This is a genomic window from Paracoccus sp. NSM (assembly GCF_052379855.1).
Classification (GTDB): Bacteria; Pseudomonadota; Alphaproteobacteria; order Rhodobacterales; family Rhodobacteraceae; genus Paracoccus.
In genome coordinates, this window is sequence record NZ_JBQTCG010000004.1 from 208,646 (window position 1) to 224,581 (window position 15,936).

The following is a 15,936-nucleotide window of genomic DNA, read 5'->3' on the forward strand; positions in this document are numbered from 1 at the left end:
TTCGGCGGTCCGGGCGCGGGGCCTCAGGCCGCTTCCTCCGAACCGTCATAGGTGAAGATGCAGACCCCATCGAACCCGTTGGACCGAAAGAGAAACGTCTTCTTCATCGTGTCCAGGAAGCCGCCATGCTTCTTCTCGAACGCCTTCAGGTCGTTGATATTGGGAAAGAAAAGATTGATCGAGACATCGCCCTCTTTCGAGATGACGACGTTCAGCGCGCTGAGGTTGCACGAGGGAATGGCGTTGCCGAGGGTCTCGACAACGAAGGGCGCGGCGATCTGCGCCGCATCCAGAGTGGGAAATTTCAGGTGATACGTTTTTGAAAGCATCGGTTTTGCCCAGTCATGATCCAGATCACCTTCAAGCAACGACCGTGCCAGCCGGAATGTGATACGGTCGAAAAGGTGCAGCCCTGTTCCGAAGGATAGGTTCGCGCTGTCGTCCGGTTCGCGCGCCGTTCCGGCCCTCGGCCTTCGAGGGGTCCGATACATCCGTTCGGATGGGGTCCCAGACCGACGGCGCGTCCGGTTTCCGACGACCCCCGGCACCCGCGCCGCGTTCCGCGCCGTTTCCGACGCGAAATCGGCCCTCGATTGCCCCGATACCCACAGACGCCCTGAATTCGCCCGGTTTTAGCGCTTTGGCACGTTTCCTGCCTTGTCTCTGGCAAGCGACGTCAGAAGGGGGCGACAATGACCTGCATTCACATCATCGACGAGGGCTTTGCAGCCGCCGGGGTTCTGGCCGACCTGTTCGCCCGCCGCAGGCTGGGCGTCACAGCCGGACCCGTGACCGAGGCCGCAGGCGCCGCCGTCCTGGTCGCCGCCGCGCCCGCGCCCGGCGACGAGCGCCGCCTGATCGAGGGCGCCCGCGCCCAGGGCATCCGCAGCCTGGTCCTGGTGTCCGAAGGCGCCACGACCTTTTCGGTGACGCCCGATCTTGGCGGGCGTCTGCTGCGCGTCGCGCTGCCCGTGATCCGGGACGAGGATGATTGCGGGCTGCTGATGCTGGCCGATCTGATCGCGGCGCCCCTGCGTCCGATGGTGGCGCGCGATCCGGCGACCGGCAATCTGCTGGATCTGGCCGCCCGTGTGGCGCGCACCGATGTCACCGTCTTCATCAACGGCCCCACCGGCAGCGGCAAGGAGGTTCTGGCCCGTCAGGTCCACGCCGCCAGCCCGCGCGCCGACAAGCCCTTTGTCGCCATCAACTGCGCCGCGATCCCGGAAAACATGCTGGAGGCGATCCTCTTCGGCCATGAAAAGGGCGCCTTCACCGGGGCCGCCACCGCCAACAAGGGCCTGATCCGCGCCGCCGATGGCGGCACGCTGATGCTGGACGAGATTTCCGAGATGCCGCTTGGCCTGCAATCCAAGCTGCTGCGCGTGATCCAGGAACGCCGCGTCACGCCGCTTGGCTCGTCCGCCGAGGTCGAGGTGGATATCCGCATCGTCGCCACCTCGAACCGCGCCATGCTGGCCGAGGTCGCGGCGGGCCGCTTCCGCGAGGATCTGTACTACCGGCTGAACGTCTTTCCCCTGACCACCCGCGCGCTGGCAGACCGCCCCGAGGACATCCCGGCGCTGGCCGTGGGCCTGCTGCGCCGCCATGCCCGCATGGCCGCCCTGCCGCTGATCCAGCCCGATGCGATGCAGGCGCTGCTGGACCACGACTGGCCGGGCAATGTGCGCGAGCTGGAAAACGTCATCCAGCGCGCGCTGGTCCTGTGCGACGGGCAGGCGATCATGGCCGACGACATCCTGACGGACCTCGCCCCGCAGGCGATGATCCCGATGCCGCGCCCGGCCCAGTCCGGCGCCCTGATGCGCGCGATCTGAGGGTTGCGCCATGACCATCGGACCCGTCGGCACCGGCTTTCAGCCCCTGCCCCTGCAACCGGCGCAAGCCGCGCGCCCCACGACCGAACAGCCGGGCTTCGGCGACCGCATCAAGAGCGCGGTCGATCAGGTCAACGGCGCGCAGTCGCAGGCCCGCGAATCCGCCCGCGCCTGGGAAATGGGGACCGAGCAGGATCTGGCCGCGGTGATGGTCGATCAGCAGGTCGCCTCGCTTGGCTTCCAGCTGACGCTGAACGTCCGCAACAAGGCGCTCGGCGCCTATCGCGACATCATGAACATGCCGCTGTGACGCGGCTTTCTGCAAGGGCCTGATCCATGGCGCTGTCCCCCGCCCCGCGAACCTCGTCCCAGCTTGCAGGCGATGCAGGCGCACCGCCGTCGCGCTTTCGTGCGCTGACCGACGGCTGGCGGCGCTTTGCCGATCAGCCCGCGATCCGCCGCGCGCTGCCCTCGATCCTGCTGGTCGCGGTGGCGGTGCTGACGGTCGCCGCCTTTCTGGCGCTGCGCGAGGCGCCGCGTTCGGCGCTTTATCCCGGCATGGCCGAGGCCGACAAGGCCCGCGTCATGGAAAGCCTGACCGCCGCAGGGATCGGGGCACAGATCGACCGCAGTTCGGGCGAGATCACCGTGCCCGCCGCCGACTACCACCGCGCCCGCCTGACCCTGGCCGCGCAGGGCCTGCCGCAATCGGTGCCAGATGGCGACCGGGTGCTGACCGACCTGCCGATGGGCGCCAGCCGCGCGCTTGAAACCGCACGTCTGCGTCAAGCGCAGGAACTGGATCTGGCGAGGTCCATCACCGAAATCGCCTCGGTCCAGGGGGCGCGGGTGCATCTGGCGCTGCCCGAACGCTCGGCCTTTCTGCGCGACAGCCACCCGCCGCGCGCCTCGGTCTTTCTGACGCTGGCTGCGGGCCGGGTGCTGGATCAGGGCCAGGTCGAGGCGATCGTGCATCTTGTCTCGTCCTCGGTTCCCGGCATGGCGCGGGACGAGGTGACGGTCGTCGATCAGGCGGGCCGCCTTCTGTCGCGGGGCGACGAAAGCGCCGCCGACCGCCTGTCGGAACGCCAGCTGCGCCACCGCGTCGAGATGGAGACCCTGCTGCGCCGCCGGATCGAGGCCGTGCTGACCCCGCTGGTCGGCCCCGGCAACCTGTCGGTCGAGGTGACGGCGGCGATGGATTTCACGCAGCGCGAGATCACCGAGGAACGCGTCGATCCCGAAGGCAACGCGCTGCGCAGCGAACAGCTGTCGGAATCGGAAAACCGCGACGCGCCTGCGGGCGGCATTCCGGGCGCCGTCGCCAACACCCCCCCGGTCGAGGCCGACCTGACCGACGACCCGGCAGCGGGCGCCGAGGCTCCGGGCGCGATCCGCAGCCGCACCAGCGGCACGACCCGGAATTACGAGGTCAGCCGCCAGGTCACGAACACCCGCCCGGAAACGGGCCAGATCCAGCGCATCTCGGCCGCCGTGGTGATCCACGCGCCCACCCCCGATCCGGCGACCACGCCTGACGGCCAGCCCGCCCCCGCCCTGCCGCCCGCGATGCTGGCCGACCTGCAACGGCTTGCCGAAAGCGCGATCGGGCTTGATGCCGAACGCGGCGATCAGGTCACGATCCTGGCGATGCCCTTCCTCGCCCCCGCCGCGATGGCCGAGCCTCCGGCGCGCGATCTGTCCTGGCTGCCCGACGCGCTGCGCCAGCTTGGCCTGATCGCCATTCTTGCCGCCGTGGCCTTCGGCGTGATCCGCCCGCTGCTGATGCGCCAGCTTCAGCCCGCGACCGAGGATCAGGCCATGATCCTGGCCGGCGACAGCACCACCGTCGAAGTGGCCGAGGGCGAAAGCCTCGACCGGATCGAGGAAAAGCTGGATCGCCGCCAGCGCGATCTTCTGGACAGCGTGCTGGGCGGCAGCGCCAGCCGCGAGGAAAAGCAGGCCGTGCTGCGCCGCCTCGGCAAGGACGATCCCGTCCGGATGGCGATGGTGCTGCACCGGATGATGCAGCCCGAACTTGACCGCGCGCCCTGACCCGCAACCGAAAGGCACCGCCATGAACGCGACCTTCACCCCCGGACCTGCCACCACCGACGCCGCGATCCTGATGCTGATGTTCGGCGAAAAGCTTGCCGCCGAGGTGATGCGCCACCTGACCCCCGCCGAGGTGCAGCATCTGGGCGCAGCGATGTATTCCATCGACTCCGTGACCGAGGACCAGATGGACAGCGTGCTGGAAACCATGCTGGAACGTCTGGCCGCCGAGACGGGGCTGGGCCACGGCACCCATATCTATGTCCGCAACGTGATGACCGAGGCGCTTGGCCCGGACCGCGCGCAATCGGTCATCAGCCGGATCAATCCCGGCAGCGGCGATCGCCCGCTGGAATTGCTGGACTGGATGGATGCGCGCGGGATTTCCGAACTGATCGCGGACGAGCATCCGCAGATCATGGCGCTGGTCATCGCCTGTCTGGAATACGCACAGGGCGCGCAGGTCCTGGCCACCCTGCCCGAAGAGGTGCAGCCCGACGTGATCCGCCGCATCGCGCAGCTGACCACCGTCACCCCCGAGGCTCTGCGCGATCTGGAACAGGTGCTTCAGCGCAAGTTCAAGGCCACCTCGACCTCGGCCGCCTCGCAGATCGGCGGCATCCGGGCGGCGGCGCGGATCATGAACTTCGCGCGCTCGGGCGCCGAGGCGCGGATCCTGCGCGACATCCGCAAGGACGACAAGGACCTGATGACCGCCATTCAGGACAACATGTTCGTCTTCGACAATCTGGGCCGCTCGGATGACCGCAGCCTGCAAACGCTGCTGCGCGCGATCGAGCCGGAACGTCTGGTCCTTGCCCTGAAGGGCGCCGACGAGGCTTTGCGCGAACGTCTTTTGTCCTGCATGTCCTCGCGCGCGGCGGCGGGCATCCGCGACGAGATGGAGGCTCTTGGCCCCGTCCGCCTGACCGAGGTGCAAGAGGCTCAGAAACAGATCGTCGCCACCGCCCGCCAGATGGCCGATGCCGGAACCATCGTTCTGGCCGGACGCGGCGGCGAGGAAATGGTGTGACCATGCAGCCCCATCCCCCCGCCGATTTCCACGCGACTGAAACCCCTGCGGCGATCTTTGCCCCGAATGCCGCGTTGATCGCGCCGCGCCCCTCGGGCTTTGCCGCGCGCCTGCCCATGGCGCCGCAGCCTGAACCGGAAACGCCCCCCGAAACCGCCCCCGAGCCCACCCACGAGACCGAGGCCCCGCCGTCCCCGGGCCCGAATGTCGTCCTGCCGCCGCCGCCCATGTATTCGGCGCGTCAGATGGACGAGGCGCGGGCCGAGGCGATGGCCGCCGGGTTGGAACAGGGCCGCGCCGAGGCGATGGCCGAGACCGAGGCCGAGCGCGCCGATCTGGCGCAAGCAGCCGCCGCCTTGCGTCAGGCGCTGGCGCTGATGGCCGCCCCGCCTCAGGCGCAGGTCGATGCGCTGGCCCATGCCATGAGCGTGGCGGTCCTGCGCCTTGCATCCGAACGCGCGGGCCAGGTGATCGACCATGAGCCCGCGCCCTTTGCCCGCCGCGTCGCGGCGCTGGCCGCGCGCCTGTCGCAGGCGGCGGCGGGGTTCGAGCTGCGCCTGCACCCCGCCGATCTGGCGCGCCTTCAGCCGCTGGTCGCCGCCGGTCTGCCTGCCGATCTGGCCGCGCTGGCGGGCGCGCGGCTGGTCGCTGACGAGACGCTTGCGCGCGGCGATGCCGACCTGTCGGCGCCGGGGCTGCGGATCGCTGACCTGCTGGCCGATCTGGAACCGCCGCTGCCTCCCTTGGCGTCGGCCGACCTGCCCGGTGCCGCATGAGCGCGCCGGTGATCGACGCGCTGGCCGACCGCCTGTCGCGCCTGCCCTCGGCCAAGCCGCGCATCGCGGGGCGGGTGCTGCGCTATGACGGGCTGATCCTGGAAACCACCGGCTTTCCCGCCAGCCCCGGGATGATGGCCGCCATTGCCACGGCTGATGGCCGCGAGGCCCTGGCCGAGGTGGTGGGTTTTCGCGAAGGCCGCAACATGCTGTTCCTGACCGAGCCGCAGGCCGTGATCGAGGCGGGCGCCGAGGCGCGGCTGATCCCCGGCGGCCAGCAGGTCGGCGTCGGCCCCGCGCTTCTGGGCCGCGTCATCGACGCCTTCGGCGAGGCACTGGATGGCGGGCCGGACCCGCTGCCCGCCGATCACTGGCCGCTGCATGGCAAGCCCCTGAACCCGCTGATGCGGCAGGCCGTGGACCGGCCTCTGGATGTGGGCATCCGTTCCGTGAACGCGGCCCTGACACTGGGCGAGGGGCAGCGTATCGGCATCGTGGCCGGTTCGGGCGTGGGCAAGTCGGTCCTGATCGAGATGATGGCCCGCAAGGCGCAGGCCGATGTCGTCGTGATCGCCCTGATCGGCGAACGCGCGCGCGAGGTGGGCCATGTCGCCCGCCGCCTGATGACCGGCGAGGCGGGCGCGCGCAGCGTGCTGCTGGCCGTGCCTGCTGACCGCTCGCCGCTGCTGCGCCTGCGCGGCGTGCGGCGCGCCATGGCCATCGCCGAATGGTTCCGCGCCACGGGCAACCGCGTGTTGCTGATCGTGGACAGCCTGACCCGCGTGGCCCATGCACAACGCGAGATCGGGCTGGCGCTTGGTGAACAGCCGACGGCACGGGGCTATCCGCCCTCGGTCGTGGCGATGATCCCGGCGCTTCTGGAACGCGCCGGGCCTGGCCTGCCGGGGCAGGGGACGATCACCGCGATCTGCACCGTGCTGGCCGACGGAGACGACACGACATCCGATCCGGTGGTCGATACGGCGCGCGGCATCCTCGACGGCCATCTGGTTCTGTCGCGGCGTCAGGCGCAGATGGGGCTTTATCCGGCAGTGGACATTCCGCAATCGGTCAGCCGCGTGATGGGCGATGTCGTTGATCCCGATCACATGGCCGCCGCGATCCGCCTGCGCCGCCTGATCGCCGCCTATATGGACAACCGCGATCTGGTGCTGATGGGCGGCTACGCGCCCGGTCAGGACCCGGTCCTGGACGAGGCGCTGAGGCTCTGGCCCTCGATCTCGGGGCTGCTGGGGCAGGATCAGGCCGAGGAAACCACTCTGGCCGACAGCCGCGCCGCCCTGATCGCGCTGGCCGCCGAGGCCCGCGCATGAGCCGGGCGCGCATCTATCACCTGATGTCGCGCCGCGAGACGGTTCGGATGTCGGGCCTTGCCCGCGACCGCGCGGCACAACTGGATCAGGTCAACCGCGCCGAGGCGCTGGACCGGCGTCTGACCGACGTGCTGCGCGATCTGGCGCCGCCGCAGGTCGTGACCTCGGCCGCGCATCTGCGCGATCTGGGGCTTCTGGCGCAGGGCCTTGCCCAAGAGGCCGAGCGCCTGCGCGCGGGCCGCGCCGAGGCCGAGGCCCGCGCCCGCGAACTGGGCGTGGCCATCGGCCACCACGACCAGCGCCGCCGCCAGATCGCCGAGGCCGCTCTGGCCGCCCACGCCGAGGATCGCGCGCTGCGCGAGGAACGCGCCCGCGACGCCCTGCCGCCGCCGCGTGTGGAAAACTGACATCGCCCGCCCCGTTCTGGCATCGCGCTTGCAGGACGGGGGCAAGGCATTCGAACAACAAGGGCAGATTGCGCCATGATCCTGTCAGCAGATCCTCTCCTCGGTGGCGCGGAACAGCGGATGCCGACCCTGCCCCGTCCTCCCTCCGGGGCAGGGGAGAACACTGGCCAGCCGGGCTTTGCCGAGCGTCTGCTTGAGGCGGCGCTTGATCCCATGGCCGAAGACGTGTCGCAACCGATGCCTGGCGTGTTTCCTGCGCCAGTGGCAGACAAGGCCATCGGGCTTGCGATGCCAGCGGTGACCGGGATGGCAGCCCCGGTCACCGCGCCCTCCACCGACATGCCCCCCACCGACCTGCCCGCGTCCGAGACCGCCCTTCCGCCGGTCGAGACGCAGGTCGAGATCGCCCTTCGCATGCGTGCGCCCGATGGCCCGCTGCAACAGGTCTCCGGTTCGCCCCCCGCGCCGGAGCCGTCCGGAGAGGTTCCGCCTGTGGCCTCTCCGGACATCGACATCCCGGTGGCGTTGTCCGACGAGTCGCCTGACGCGCTGCAAGATGCGCCCGTCGATTCCGCCGCCGCCGAAGCCCCCGAGGCCGTGCCTGCCGATGAGGCGGCGCCGATGCCCCAGGCCCTGGTCGCCGCCGTGGTCCTGCCGGACGCGCCCGCGCGCCCCTCGGCCCGCCCGGCGGGGCCGATCCGCGCCGAGGGTGTCGCCCGGGCCGCGATGGAGCCGACCGAGGCCGCGCCCGCCAAACCCGCCCCGGTTGCGGCCATGGCAGCCGCGCCCGCGTCCAATACCGCCGCTACGCCTGCCGCGCCGCTACAGACAGCGCCAACACAAGCCGCGTCGCTTCGCCCGACTGCGCGCGCCGGTGCCGTGTCCGGTGCCGTGGCCGAGACCGTCGCCGGGGGGGCCGCCGCGCCCGCGCCGCAGCCGGCCGCCACGCCGGCGCCGCTCGCAGCCGCTCAGGTCGCCCCGGCCGGCCCGGAGCCCGCCTTGACGCCTGCCCCCGCCGAAGCGCCGCCGCTTGCAGCCCTGCCGGAAGGGGCGTCCGTCGCCGGGTCGGGCGGGTCATCGCCTGCCCCCGCGGCGCTGGCCCTGAACCCGGCTGCGCGGCTCGACCGGGCGGAATGGCCGGAGGCCATGGCCATGACCCTGACCGAAAGCCTGCCCGAGGGTGGCACGATGGTCATCGAACTGGCCCCCGAGGAATTGGGGCGCCTGCGCATCGTCCTGACGCTGGAAGGAGACCGGGCCTCGGTCCAGTTCCAGACCGAAACCGATGCCGCCGCCCGCCTTCTGTCGCAGCAGGAACGCGCGCTGGCCGTCGAACTGGCCCGCAACGGCATGAGCCTTGCAGGCCATGACGCGCAGACGGGCGGCGGCTGGTCCGGCCCGCGCGGCTCGGCCACCGCATCCGGCGCCGCGACCGGCGGCGACGGCGGCCCCGACGTCCCGCCTCCGCCGCCGCTTCATCGCGGTATCGTCAACCTGATCGCCTGAGGTCGCCACATTGCCCCCCGCCCCCGCCAAAGCCGTTCCCGTCGAGGTCCCCGAAACCGCCCCCGTCAAAAAGGGCGGCGGGATCATGCGACTGGTCAAGATGATCCTCGGCGCCGCGATCTGCATCGGCCTTGGCCTCGGCGTGGGCTGGTACCAGTTCGGCCGGACCGATCCGCTGGACGATGCGCTGCGCCTGATCGAGCGCGCGCCCGAAGGTGCGACCGGCCCCGACGGGATGCCGCGGGCGACCCGCGCCCTGCCCGAACAGCCCGCCTTCGTCACCACCTATTACGCCTTTGAGGAACCCGTGACGACGAATCCCGCGGGATCGCGGCGCTTCCTGCAGGTCGGCGTCTCGCTGTCCACGCAATACGACGCCCAGGTGATGGCCAATGTCGAGACGCACAAGACCGCCCTGCGATCCGACATGCTGGCCGTGATCGGCAGCCTGTCCGAGGATGAGATGACCGGCCGCGAGGGGCGCGAGCGCCTGGCCGGTGCGCTGAAGGACGCGCTGAACGAACGTCTCGAACAGCTCGAGGGGTTCGGCGGCATCGAGGGCGTCTATTTCACCAGCTTCATCCTGCAATAGGCCCCGCGATGGCCAAGCCCACCAAACTGTCATCCACCGAAGTCGCGGCCCTTGTCGGCGGGCTGATCGACAGCGACTTCACCGCTGATGCGGGCGATACGCTGAACGGCCTGCCCGTCCGGCCCTATGCCTTCGGCACGAACGACCTGTCGGGTTTTGGCGATTACCACGGCCTGCGGATGATCAATGAACGCTTCTGCCGCATCGCCCGGTCGGTCTTTCTGCCGATGCTGCGCTTTCAGCCGCGCCTGTCATGCTTTCCGCCCGAATTGCGCACCTTCGAGGATTACCGCGACGGGCAGGACAATTTCCTGTCGCTGACCATCACCGCTTCCGAGGCGCTGCGGGGCAATCTGCTGATGGTCGTGCCGCCCGCCTTCATCTCGCAGCTGACCAATGCCTATTACGGCGGCGGCATCACCGCCCCCCCGCCCACGCGCAGCGAGTTCACCGCGACCGAGCATCGCGTGATCGAACTGGTCACCGACCGGCTGAATTCGGCGCTGGCGCTGGCCTGGCGCGACCTGCTGCCCCTGGGCCTGTCGGTCGGCAGCCGCGAGGAGAACATGCAGTTCGTGGCCTTTGCCGACAGCGACGAGATGATCGTGAACTGTTCCTTCATGGTCCAGCTGCCGGGGCTGGAGCCTGCGTCCTTCGACATCATCTATCCGCTGCAGATCCTAAAACCGATCGCCAGCCTCTTGCGCTCTCGGATGCAGTCCGACCAGCTGACCGAGGATCAGAGCTGGCGCGACCGGCTGGAACAGGCGCTGATGGCGGTGCCGCTTGGCGTGTCCGTGCGCCTGTGCCAGCCGCAGATCGCGTTGTCGCGCCTGATGACCCTGGCCGAGGGCGAGGTTCTGCCCGTCACCTTGCCGGGTTCCGTGGAATTGCTGGTCGAGGGCCAGCCCATGTTCGAGGGTCAGCCCGGCGAGCGGGGCGGCCATGCCGCCGTCTCGATCACCCGCCGCAACCCCGCCTGACACAGACCGAAAGGACATCCCGTGACCATCGAGACCCCCATCGAGAACGGCCAGCGCCCCGGCCCGGACCATCTGCGCCTGCTGGAAAACATCGGCGTCAGCCTGACGGTCGAGGTCGGCCAGGCCGAACTGACCATCCGCGACCTTCTGCGCTTGTCCGAGGGCTCGGTCGTGGAGCTGAACCGGATGGCGGGCGACCCGCTGGACGTGCTGGTCAACGGCACCCCCATCGCCAAGGGCGAAGTGGTGATGGTCGGCGACCGTTTCGGCATCCGCTTCGGCCAGATCATCACCCCAGAGGAGCGCGCCGGCGTGGTCTGACGCGACGCCCGCCAGTCGCCTGCGCCCGCCCTGAATGCTGGCACGTCCCTTGCAGCCAGGCTGTCGGAACGACAACGGGCGAGTGTGACAGATGGACGTGATCGGCCCCGAGCGGCTTTTGACATTGGGCGTGTTTCTAGGCGGGCTTTTCCTGCTTTGGGCTGTGGTGATGCGCCATCGCGGCGCCCTGCGCGACCGGATCGGCGCGAAACGGCGGCTGGAACTGGTCGAAAGGCTGGCCTTGGCGCCCGGCGATCAGGCGGTGATCCTGCGCGTGGACGGACGCGATTTCCTGATGTTGCGCGCCAAGGGCGCGGCGCCCGTCCTGCACCCGCTGAACGCCCTGCCGGAGGGCGACGCATGAGCCGCCTTCTGCCGCTGGCCGCCCTGATCGCCCTTCTGCCCGCGCTAGGCCATGCGCAGGGCATCCCCGCCATCACCCTGACCGAGACGGATGGAGGCCAGAACTGGTCTCTGTCCTTGCAGATCCTGGCGCTGATGACGGCGCTGACGGTTCTGCCCTCGCTGCTGCTGGGAATGACGGCCTTCACGCGCATCATCATCGTGCTGTCGATCCTGCGTCAGGCGCTTGGCACGCAGCAGACGCCGCCCAATCAGGTGCTGATCGCGCTGGCGCTGTTCCTGACCTTCTTCGTGATGCAGCCCGTCTTCGTCGAGATCCACGACACCGCACTTGGCCCCATGCTGGACGGCACGATGAGCCAGCCCGAGGCGCTGGAGCGCGGCAGCCGCATCATCAAGGCCTTCATGATCGAGAACACCCGCCAGAACGATCTGGCCATGTTTGCCGATCTGGCGGGCGACGGGCCCTATGCCGATACTGACGCCGTGCCGCTGCGCGTGCTGCTGCCCGCCTTCATGACCTCGGAACTCAAGACCGCGTTCCAGATCGGGTTCCTGCTGTTCCTGCCGTTTCTGGTCATCGACATCGTGATCGCCTCGATCCTGATGGCGCTTGGCATGATGATGGTCTCGCCCGTCCTCGTGGCGCTGCCCTTCAAGCTGCTGCTTTTCGTGCTGGTCGATGGCTGGGCGCTGACGGTCGGATCGCTGGCGGCGGGCTATGGTCTGGGAGGGCCGATCTGATGGAATTCGGTGAAGGGATCGAACATCTGCAACATGCCTATTGGCAGATCCTGCTGGTCTCGGGGCCGGTTCTGGGCGTCGCGCTGGCGGTGGGTCTGGCCATCGGGGTCGTGCAGGCCGCGACCTCGATCAGCGAGGCGACGCTGAGCTTCGTGCCCAAGCTGGTGCTGGTCTTTGCGACGATGGCGCTGGCCTCCAGCTTCATGCTGTCGGGACTGGCGGATTACTTCGCCTTTGTTTTCGACACGATCCGCACGATCCGGTAGCGCGATGGGGGGCGCGGTCTACACCCTTCCCGGCATGGATCTGGCCCGGCTGGCCGACCCGGTGGCGGGGTTCTTTCTGGTCATGCTGCGGATCGGCGCCTTCCTGATCGCCTCGCCCGCGTTCGGGGGCCGCTATTGCCCGCTGCCCGTGCGAATTGTGGCGACGGTCTGTCTGGCGCTGGCCGTGGCCGGGCAGGCCGACCTGCCCGGCGCCGAGGATCTGGCGCGGCTGTCGGCGGTGCCGATGATGGTGGCCGAGATGATGCTGGGCCTTGCCGCCGGGCTGATCCTGACCGTGCTGTTTTCCGCCGCCGCCCTGGCGGGCGACCGCATCGCCAACGCGGCGGGTCTGGGCTTTGCGATGCAGGTCGATCCTTCGGCGGGAGGGCAGAGCCCGGTCGTGGCGCAGATCTTCGGGCTGGCCATGCTGATGGTGTTTCTGGCGCTGGACGGGCATCTGGCCGCGATCCGGCTGGTCCTTGACAGCTACAGCCTGCTGCCGCCGGGGCAGATGCCCGATCTGGCGGCGCTGGCGGTGGCGGGGCTGCGGACCGGGGGTGTGATGTTCTCGATCGCCTCGGCGCTGATGCTGCCGGTCGTCGCCGCGCTGCTGGTGTTGAATGTCGGCGTCGGCGTGGTCACGCGATCGGCCCCGCAGCTGAACCTGTTCTCGATCGGCTTTCCCATCGCGATCATCGCGGCGCTGGTGCTCTTGTGGCTGACCGCGCCGCAGGCGGGGCAGGGCATGGCGGGCATCGTCGGCATCGGTCTGGAGCTGATCGCCGCCATCCTGACGCCTCCGGCCGGGGCGCCCTGACATGGCCGAGAACGACGACAGCGCCGAACGCAGCCACGAACCCTCGCAGCGCAGGCTGGACGACGCGCGCAAGGAGGGGCAGATCCTCACCTCAAAGGAGATGTCGATCTTTGCCACGATGGGGGCGGGTATCCTGGCGCTGACGCTTCTGGCGGTGGCCGCGCCGCGCGCCGTGGCACGGCTGGCATCGGGGCTGTATCTGCCTCATGGCGACGCGGCCGAGGCGGCCCTGATGCCGGCCCTGGCCGAAGCGGGCTGGGGCGTCATCTTGATCACGCTGGTCATCGCCGGACCGGTGATTGTCGCCGCCATCGCCGTCCAGGCCGCGACCGGCGGCATCGGCTGGACCGCAAAGAACGTCATGCCTGCGCCCAACAAGCTGAACCCGCTGGCGGGGCTCAAGCGGATGGTCTCGGCCAATGCGCTGGTCGAGCTGGGCAAGGCGGTGGCCAAGGTCCTGCTGCTCAGCGGGGTCGGGCTGGCTGTGGTGATCGACGCGCTGCCGCAATTGCTGGTGCTGGGCGGGATGGCCACGGGCGATGCGCTTGGGGTGATCGCGGCGCTGCTGCTGCGCTTTCTGGTCGCGCTGACGCTGGTTCTGGGCCTGATCGGCGCGGTCGATCTGATCTGGCAGACGCGCAAGCACATGCAGCAGCTGCGCATGACCTTTGCCGAGGTCAAGCGCGAGAACCGCGAGGATAACGGTTCGCCCGAACTCAAGGGCAAGCTGCGCCGCCTGCAGATGGAGGCCAGCCAGCGTGGCGCGCGCGAACGCGCCTCGTTGCCGAATGTGGACGGCGCCAGCGTGCTGGTCACGAACCCGCAGCATTTCGCGGTCGCCCTGCGTTATGCGCCGGGTCAGGACGAGGCGCCGGTTCTGGTCGCGGCGGGCCGCGACGGGCTGGCCGCGCGGATGCGTCAGCGCGCCCGCGACGCGGGCGTGCCGGTTCTGCAGGCGCCGCCCTTGGCGCGGGCGCTGTATTTCACTGGCCAGATCGGGGGCGGCATCGACCCGCGGCTCTATACCGCCGTTGCGGCCGTGCTGGCCCATATCTGGCGGCTGGATCGGGGCGAGGCCGCCGACCTGCCGCCGCTGGACCTGCCGCCCGAGATGCGTTTCGACGCCAATGGCCGGCCCGAGGCAAAATGATGGCACGGGCCTTGCAAGGCTTTCGGCAGCGAAGGGCGCGCCTATGGCCGCCCGAACCGGATGAAGGATGACCACATGCCCCGGCACGACGACCCGCCCTGCCGCGCCTGCCAGATCGGGCAGAGGCTTTCCACCCTGGCCTTCGCGATTTTCGCGGTCGCGCTGATGTTGGCCCGGCTTGATCCGGCGCTGAGCGACTGGCAGCGCCACGGCCTGACGATCTGCGCCGCGCTTTGCGCGCTGGCGGTGATCCGCAACCCGCTGGCCTGGCTGGCCGAGCGTCTGTTTTCCCCTCGCCGCCGTTCGGGTCGCCGTTCGGGCCGCCGTCTGGGTCGTTCGCAATGAGCCGCAAATCCGCCCCCCCGCCCGATTTGCCCGAGCTGGACAGCGCGATGGATCAGGCGCTGAAAGCCGCCGCCGCCGCCACCGATGCCGCCCATGAGGCCGAGGCCGTTCTGGCCGCCCGGACCGATGCGGCGCAGGCGACGGCCCGCACCGCCCGCCGCATGGGTTGGCTGGCCGCCGTCACCGGCGCCGCCGCGCTGGTCATGGCGCTGATCGCGGGCGGCGCGCTGTGGCGGGCCTCGGCCTCGCTGTCAAACGCCGCCGAGATCCAGGCAGCGGCGACCGCCGCCTTGGTCGAGCGTGTGACGGAACTGAACGGCGCTCTGGACCGGATGGACGAGACCGTCGCCCGCGCCGAGGTGCTGACCGACCGCCTCGACCGCCCGGCGCCCGTGGCCGCGCCCGTTTCGACAGCCCCCGCCGCCACGCCCGACGACGCCACGATCGAGCGCCTGCGCATCGACATCCTTGCCGCCATCGCCGCCGCGGAACGTGCGCTGCTGGACCGGCTGGCCCAGAACCCGCCCGCCCCGCCCCCGGCCCCGGCGCCCGCCGCCTCGGCCAGCGCGGCGGCGCCCGCGACGCGCCAATCCGAGGCACGCCGCCCCGCCGCCGCCCGCCCCAATGCGCGCCCCGCCGCCCGCGCCACCCCGCGCCCGGCCGAGCCGAACCCCTTTCGTTTTCCCTGATCCAGCGAGAATGCCATGACCAATGCCGGTGCCGCCCCCGACACGACGCTGAGGCTTGCGCGCTGCGGCGCCCGCGATGCGGGTGCGGCCTATGGGCTGAAACGCGGCGATCTTCTGATCGGGTTGGACGGCGCGCCCTGGCAGGGCGGGGCGGATGCCCTGTCGCGCCGGGTGGCTGCGGCGGGCCGCCCGGTCGCGCTGACATTCCAGCGCGGCACGGCGTTGGTTACGGTCATGGTCCGCCGCGCCGATCTGGGCCCTTGGGAACGCGCGCCCCTGTCGCAGATCACGCCCGCCGACCAGCCGCTGCCGGACCCCCTTGGGCTGGTCAACTGGGAGATCATGCGCCGCGCCGATGGCACGCATGAGCTGTTCAGCCGTTCATCTTCGATGCTGGCGCTGATCGCGCCGGCCCTGTGGCTGGCGCAGATGCGGCTTTGGACATGGCTTGCCACGCTGATCCTGGCGCTGGCGCTGGCGCTTTCGGGAGGTCCGCTGCTGATGCTGGCGGTCTGGTTCGCGGCGGGGCTGCACCTGTGGCGCGCGGCCGCGGGCCATCTGCGCGCCGCCCGTCTGGCCGAGGGGTATCGCCCGCTCGGCATCATCGCCGCCCGGACCGAGGCCGAGGCCTGCCGCCTCTGGGCCGAACTGCATCCGGGCGCGCGTTTCCGTTTTGGCGGGGCGGTGCCACCTGCCGAGGCACAGGCGCTTGGCTAG

The 15,936-nt window shown here is 70.2% G+C and carries 20 protein-coding genes; 19 read left to right on the forward strand and 1 reads right to left on the reverse strand.

Annotation, left to right across the window (positions count from 1 at the left end):
* Positions 1 to 23: 23 nt before the first annotated feature.
* Positions 24 to 491: a hypothetical protein gene (locus tag ACTZWU_RS09190; RefSeq protein WP_444737053.1), complete on the reverse strand. Its 468-nt coding sequence runs from the start codon at positions 489 to 491 to the stop codon at positions 24 to 26.
* Between the two features lie 201 nt (positions 492 to 692).
* Here ACTZWU_RS09190 and ACTZWU_RS09195 point away from each other — a divergent pair, with 201 nt between their 5' ends.
* The 19 genes from ACTZWU_RS09195 to ACTZWU_RS09285 all read left to right on the forward strand — a co-directional run bounded on the left by ACTZWU_RS09195 (position 693) and on the right by ACTZWU_RS09285 (position 15,936).
* On the forward strand, positions 693 to 1,838 hold the full coding sequence (locus tag ACTZWU_RS09195; protein ID WP_444737054.1) for a sigma-54 interaction domain-containing protein: 1,146 nt from the start codon (positions 693 to 695) through the stop codon (positions 1,836 to 1,838).
* Between the two features lie 10 nt (positions 1,839 to 1,848).
* A complete protein-coding gene (gene fliE / locus ACTZWU_RS09200; protein ID WP_444737055.1) occupies positions 1,849 to 2,148 on the forward strand; it encodes a flagellar hook-basal body complex protein FliE in 300 nt (99 codons plus the stop codon).
* Between the two features lie 26 nt (positions 2,149 to 2,174).
* Positions 2,175 to 3,893: a flagellar basal-body MS-ring/collar protein FliF gene (gene fliF, locus ACTZWU_RS09205; RefSeq protein ID WP_444737056.1), complete on the forward strand. Its 1,719-nt coding sequence runs from the start codon at positions 2,175 to 2,177 to the stop codon at positions 3,891 to 3,893.
* Positions 3,894 to 3,915: 22 nt separating this feature from the next.
* A complete protein-coding gene (fliG, locus tag ACTZWU_RS09210; RefSeq protein ID WP_444737057.1) occupies positions 3,916 to 4,926 on the forward strand; it encodes a flagellar motor switch protein FliG in 1,011 nt (336 codons plus the stop codon).
* A 2-nt stretch (positions 4,927 to 4,928) separates the two neighbouring features.
* Positions 4,929 to 5,702, forward strand: coding sequence for a FliH/SctL family protein (locus ACTZWU_RS09215; protein ID WP_444737058.1), 774 nt, complete (start codon positions 4,929 to 4,931; stop codon positions 5,700 to 5,702).
* Positions 5,699 to 7,036 carry a FliI/YscN family ATPase gene (locus ACTZWU_RS09220; protein WP_444737059.1) on the forward strand — a complete coding sequence of 446 codons (1,338 nt, stop codon included), beginning with the start codon at positions 5,699 to 5,701 and terminating at the stop codon, positions 7,034 to 7,036. Before ACTZWU_RS09215 ends, ACTZWU_RS09220 begins: the two co-directional genes overlap by 4 nt.
* Complete coding sequence (locus tag ACTZWU_RS09225; protein WP_444737060.1) at positions 7,033 to 7,443, forward strand: hypothetical protein; 411 nt, start codon at positions 7,033 to 7,035, stop codon at positions 7,441 to 7,443. The genes ACTZWU_RS09220 and ACTZWU_RS09225 overlap by 4 nt, the downstream gene beginning before the upstream one ends.
* Before the next feature lie 306 nt (positions 7,444 to 7,749).
* A complete protein-coding gene (locus ACTZWU_RS09230) occupies positions 7,750 to 8,949 on the forward strand; it encodes a flagellar hook-length control protein FliK (protein ID WP_444737061.1) in 1,200 nt (399 codons plus the stop codon).
* 85 nt (positions 8,950 to 9,034) lie between these two features.
* The gene (locus tag ACTZWU_RS09235; RefSeq protein WP_444737062.1) at positions 9,035 to 9,541 is read left to right on the forward strand and encodes a flagellar basal body-associated FliL family protein; all 507 of its coding nucleotides are present in this window, start codon (positions 9,035 to 9,037) and stop codon (positions 9,539 to 9,541) included.
* A gap of 8 nt (positions 9,542 to 9,549) precedes the next feature.
* Complete coding sequence (gene fliM, locus ACTZWU_RS09240) at positions 9,550 to 10,524, forward strand: flagellar motor switch protein FliM (RefSeq protein ID WP_444737063.1); 975 nt, start codon at positions 9,550 to 9,552, stop codon at positions 10,522 to 10,524.
* Between the two features lie 27 nt (positions 10,525 to 10,551).
* Positions 10,552 to 10,845: a flagellar motor switch protein FliN gene (gene fliN / locus ACTZWU_RS09245; RefSeq protein WP_444737167.1), complete on the forward strand. Its 294-nt coding sequence runs from the start codon at positions 10,552 to 10,554 to the stop codon at positions 10,843 to 10,845.
* 91 nt (positions 10,846 to 10,936) lie between these two features.
* Positions 10,937 to 11,209, forward strand: a complete 273-nt coding sequence (locus ACTZWU_RS09250; protein WP_444737064.1) for a flagellar assembly protein FliO — start codon at positions 10,937 to 10,939, stop codon at positions 11,207 to 11,209.
* Positions 11,206 to 11,952 (forward strand): flagellar type III secretion system pore protein FliP, encoded by a 747-nt coding sequence (gene fliP / locus ACTZWU_RS09255; protein WP_444737065.1) that lies wholly within the window; start codon positions 11,206 to 11,208, stop codon positions 11,950 to 11,952. Before ACTZWU_RS09250 ends, fliP begins: the two co-directional genes overlap by 4 nt.
* On the forward strand, positions 11,952 to 12,218 hold the full coding sequence (gene fliQ / locus ACTZWU_RS09260) for a flagellar biosynthesis protein FliQ (protein WP_444737066.1): 267 nt from the start codon (positions 11,952 to 11,954) through the stop codon (positions 12,216 to 12,218). Before fliP ends, fliQ begins: the two co-directional genes overlap by 1 nt.
* A 4-nt stretch (positions 12,219 to 12,222) precedes the next feature.
* Positions 12,223 to 13,035, forward strand: a complete 813-nt coding sequence (gene fliR, locus ACTZWU_RS09265) for a flagellar biosynthetic protein FliR (RefSeq protein ID WP_444737067.1) — start codon at positions 12,223 to 12,225, stop codon at positions 13,033 to 13,035.
* Between the two features lies 1 nt (position 13,036).
* Positions 13,037 to 14,185, forward strand: coding sequence for an EscU/YscU/HrcU family type III secretion system export apparatus switch protein (locus ACTZWU_RS09270; protein ID WP_444737068.1), 1,149 nt, complete (start codon positions 13,037 to 13,039; stop codon positions 14,183 to 14,185).
* Positions 14,186 to 14,260: 75 nt separating this feature from the next.
* Positions 14,261 to 14,530: a hypothetical protein gene (locus ACTZWU_RS09275; RefSeq protein ID WP_444737069.1), complete on the forward strand. Its 270-nt coding sequence runs from the start codon at positions 14,261 to 14,263 to the stop codon at positions 14,528 to 14,530.
* Positions 14,527 to 15,219, forward strand: a complete 693-nt coding sequence (locus ACTZWU_RS09280; protein ID WP_444737070.1) for a hypothetical protein — start codon at positions 14,527 to 14,529, stop codon at positions 15,217 to 15,219. The genes ACTZWU_RS09275 and ACTZWU_RS09280 overlap by 4 nt, the downstream gene beginning before the upstream one ends.
* Positions 15,220 to 15,234: 15 nt before the next feature.
* Positions 15,235 to 15,936: a hypothetical protein gene (locus tag ACTZWU_RS09285; RefSeq protein WP_444737071.1), complete on the forward strand. Its 702-nt coding sequence runs from the start codon at positions 15,235 to 15,237 to the stop codon at positions 15,934 to 15,936.

Excerpts from the sequence above, each read along its gene's own strand:
- ACTZWU_RS09215 (WP_444737058.1), top strand. The coding sequence starts at position 4,929 with ATGCAGCCCCATCCCCCCGCCGATTTCCACGCGACTGAAACCCCTGCG.
- ACTZWU_RS09285 (WP_444737071.1), top strand. The coding sequence starts at position 15,235 with ATGACCAATGCCGGTGCCGCCCCCGACACGACGCTGAGGCTTGCGCGC.
- fliG (WP_444737057.1), top strand. The coding sequence starts at position 3,916 with ATGAACGCGACCTTCACCCCCGGACCTGCCACCACCGACGCCGCGATC.
- fliM (WP_444737063.1), top strand. The coding sequence starts at position 9,550 with ATGGCCAAGCCCACCAAACTGTCATCCACCGAAGTCGCGGCCCTTGTC.
- ACTZWU_RS09250 (WP_444737064.1), top strand. The coding sequence starts at position 10,937 with ATGGACGTGATCGGCCCCGAGCGGCTTTTGACATTGGGCGTGTTTCTA.
- fliF (WP_444737056.1), top strand. The coding sequence starts at position 2,175 with ATGGCGCTGTCCCCCGCCCCGCGAACCTCGTCCCAGCTTGCAGGCGAT.
- ACTZWU_RS09280 (WP_444737070.1), top strand. The coding sequence starts at position 14,527 with ATGAGCCGCAAATCCGCCCCCCCGCCCGATTTGCCCGAGCTGGACAGC.
- ACTZWU_RS09275 (WP_444737069.1), top strand. The coding sequence starts at position 14,261 with ATGCCCCGGCACGACGACCCGCCCTGCCGCGCCTGCCAGATCGGGCAG.
- fliQ (WP_444737066.1), top strand. The coding sequence starts at position 11,952 with ATGGAATTCGGTGAAGGGATCGAACATCTGCAACATGCCTATTGGCAG.
- ACTZWU_RS09220 (WP_444737059.1), top strand. The coding sequence starts at position 5,699 with ATGAGCGCGCCGGTGATCGACGCGCTGGCCGACCGCCTGTCGCGCCTG.
- fliR (WP_444737067.1), top strand. The coding sequence starts at position 12,223 with ATGGGGGGCGCGGTCTACACCCTTCCCGGCATGGATCTGGCCCGGCTG.
- ACTZWU_RS09270 (WP_444737068.1), top strand. The coding sequence starts at position 13,037 with ATGGCCGAGAACGACGACAGCGCCGAACGCAGCCACGAACCCTCGCAG.
- ACTZWU_RS09225 (WP_444737060.1), top strand. The coding sequence starts at position 7,033 with ATGAGCCGGGCGCGCATCTATCACCTGATGTCGCGCCGCGAGACGGTT.
- ACTZWU_RS09235 (WP_444737062.1), top strand. The coding sequence starts at position 9,035 with ATGCGACTGGTCAAGATGATCCTCGGCGCCGCGATCTGCATCGGCCTT.
- fliP (WP_444737065.1), top strand. The coding sequence starts at position 11,206 with ATGAGCCGCCTTCTGCCGCTGGCCGCCCTGATCGCCCTTCTGCCCGCG.
- ACTZWU_RS09195 (WP_444737054.1), top strand. The coding sequence starts at position 693 with ATGACCTGCATTCACATCATCGACGAGGGCTTTGCAGCCGCCGGGGTT.
- fliE (WP_444737055.1), top strand. The coding sequence starts at position 1,849 with ATGACCATCGGACCCGTCGGCACCGGCTTTCAGCCCCTGCCCCTGCAA.
- ACTZWU_RS09190 (WP_444737053.1), bottom strand. The coding sequence starts at position 491 with ATGTATCGGACCCCTCGAAGGCCGAGGGCCGGAACGGCGCGCGAACCG.
- ACTZWU_RS09230 (WP_444737061.1), top strand. The coding sequence starts at position 7,750 with ATGGCAGCCCCGGTCACCGCGCCCTCCACCGACATGCCCCCCACCGAC.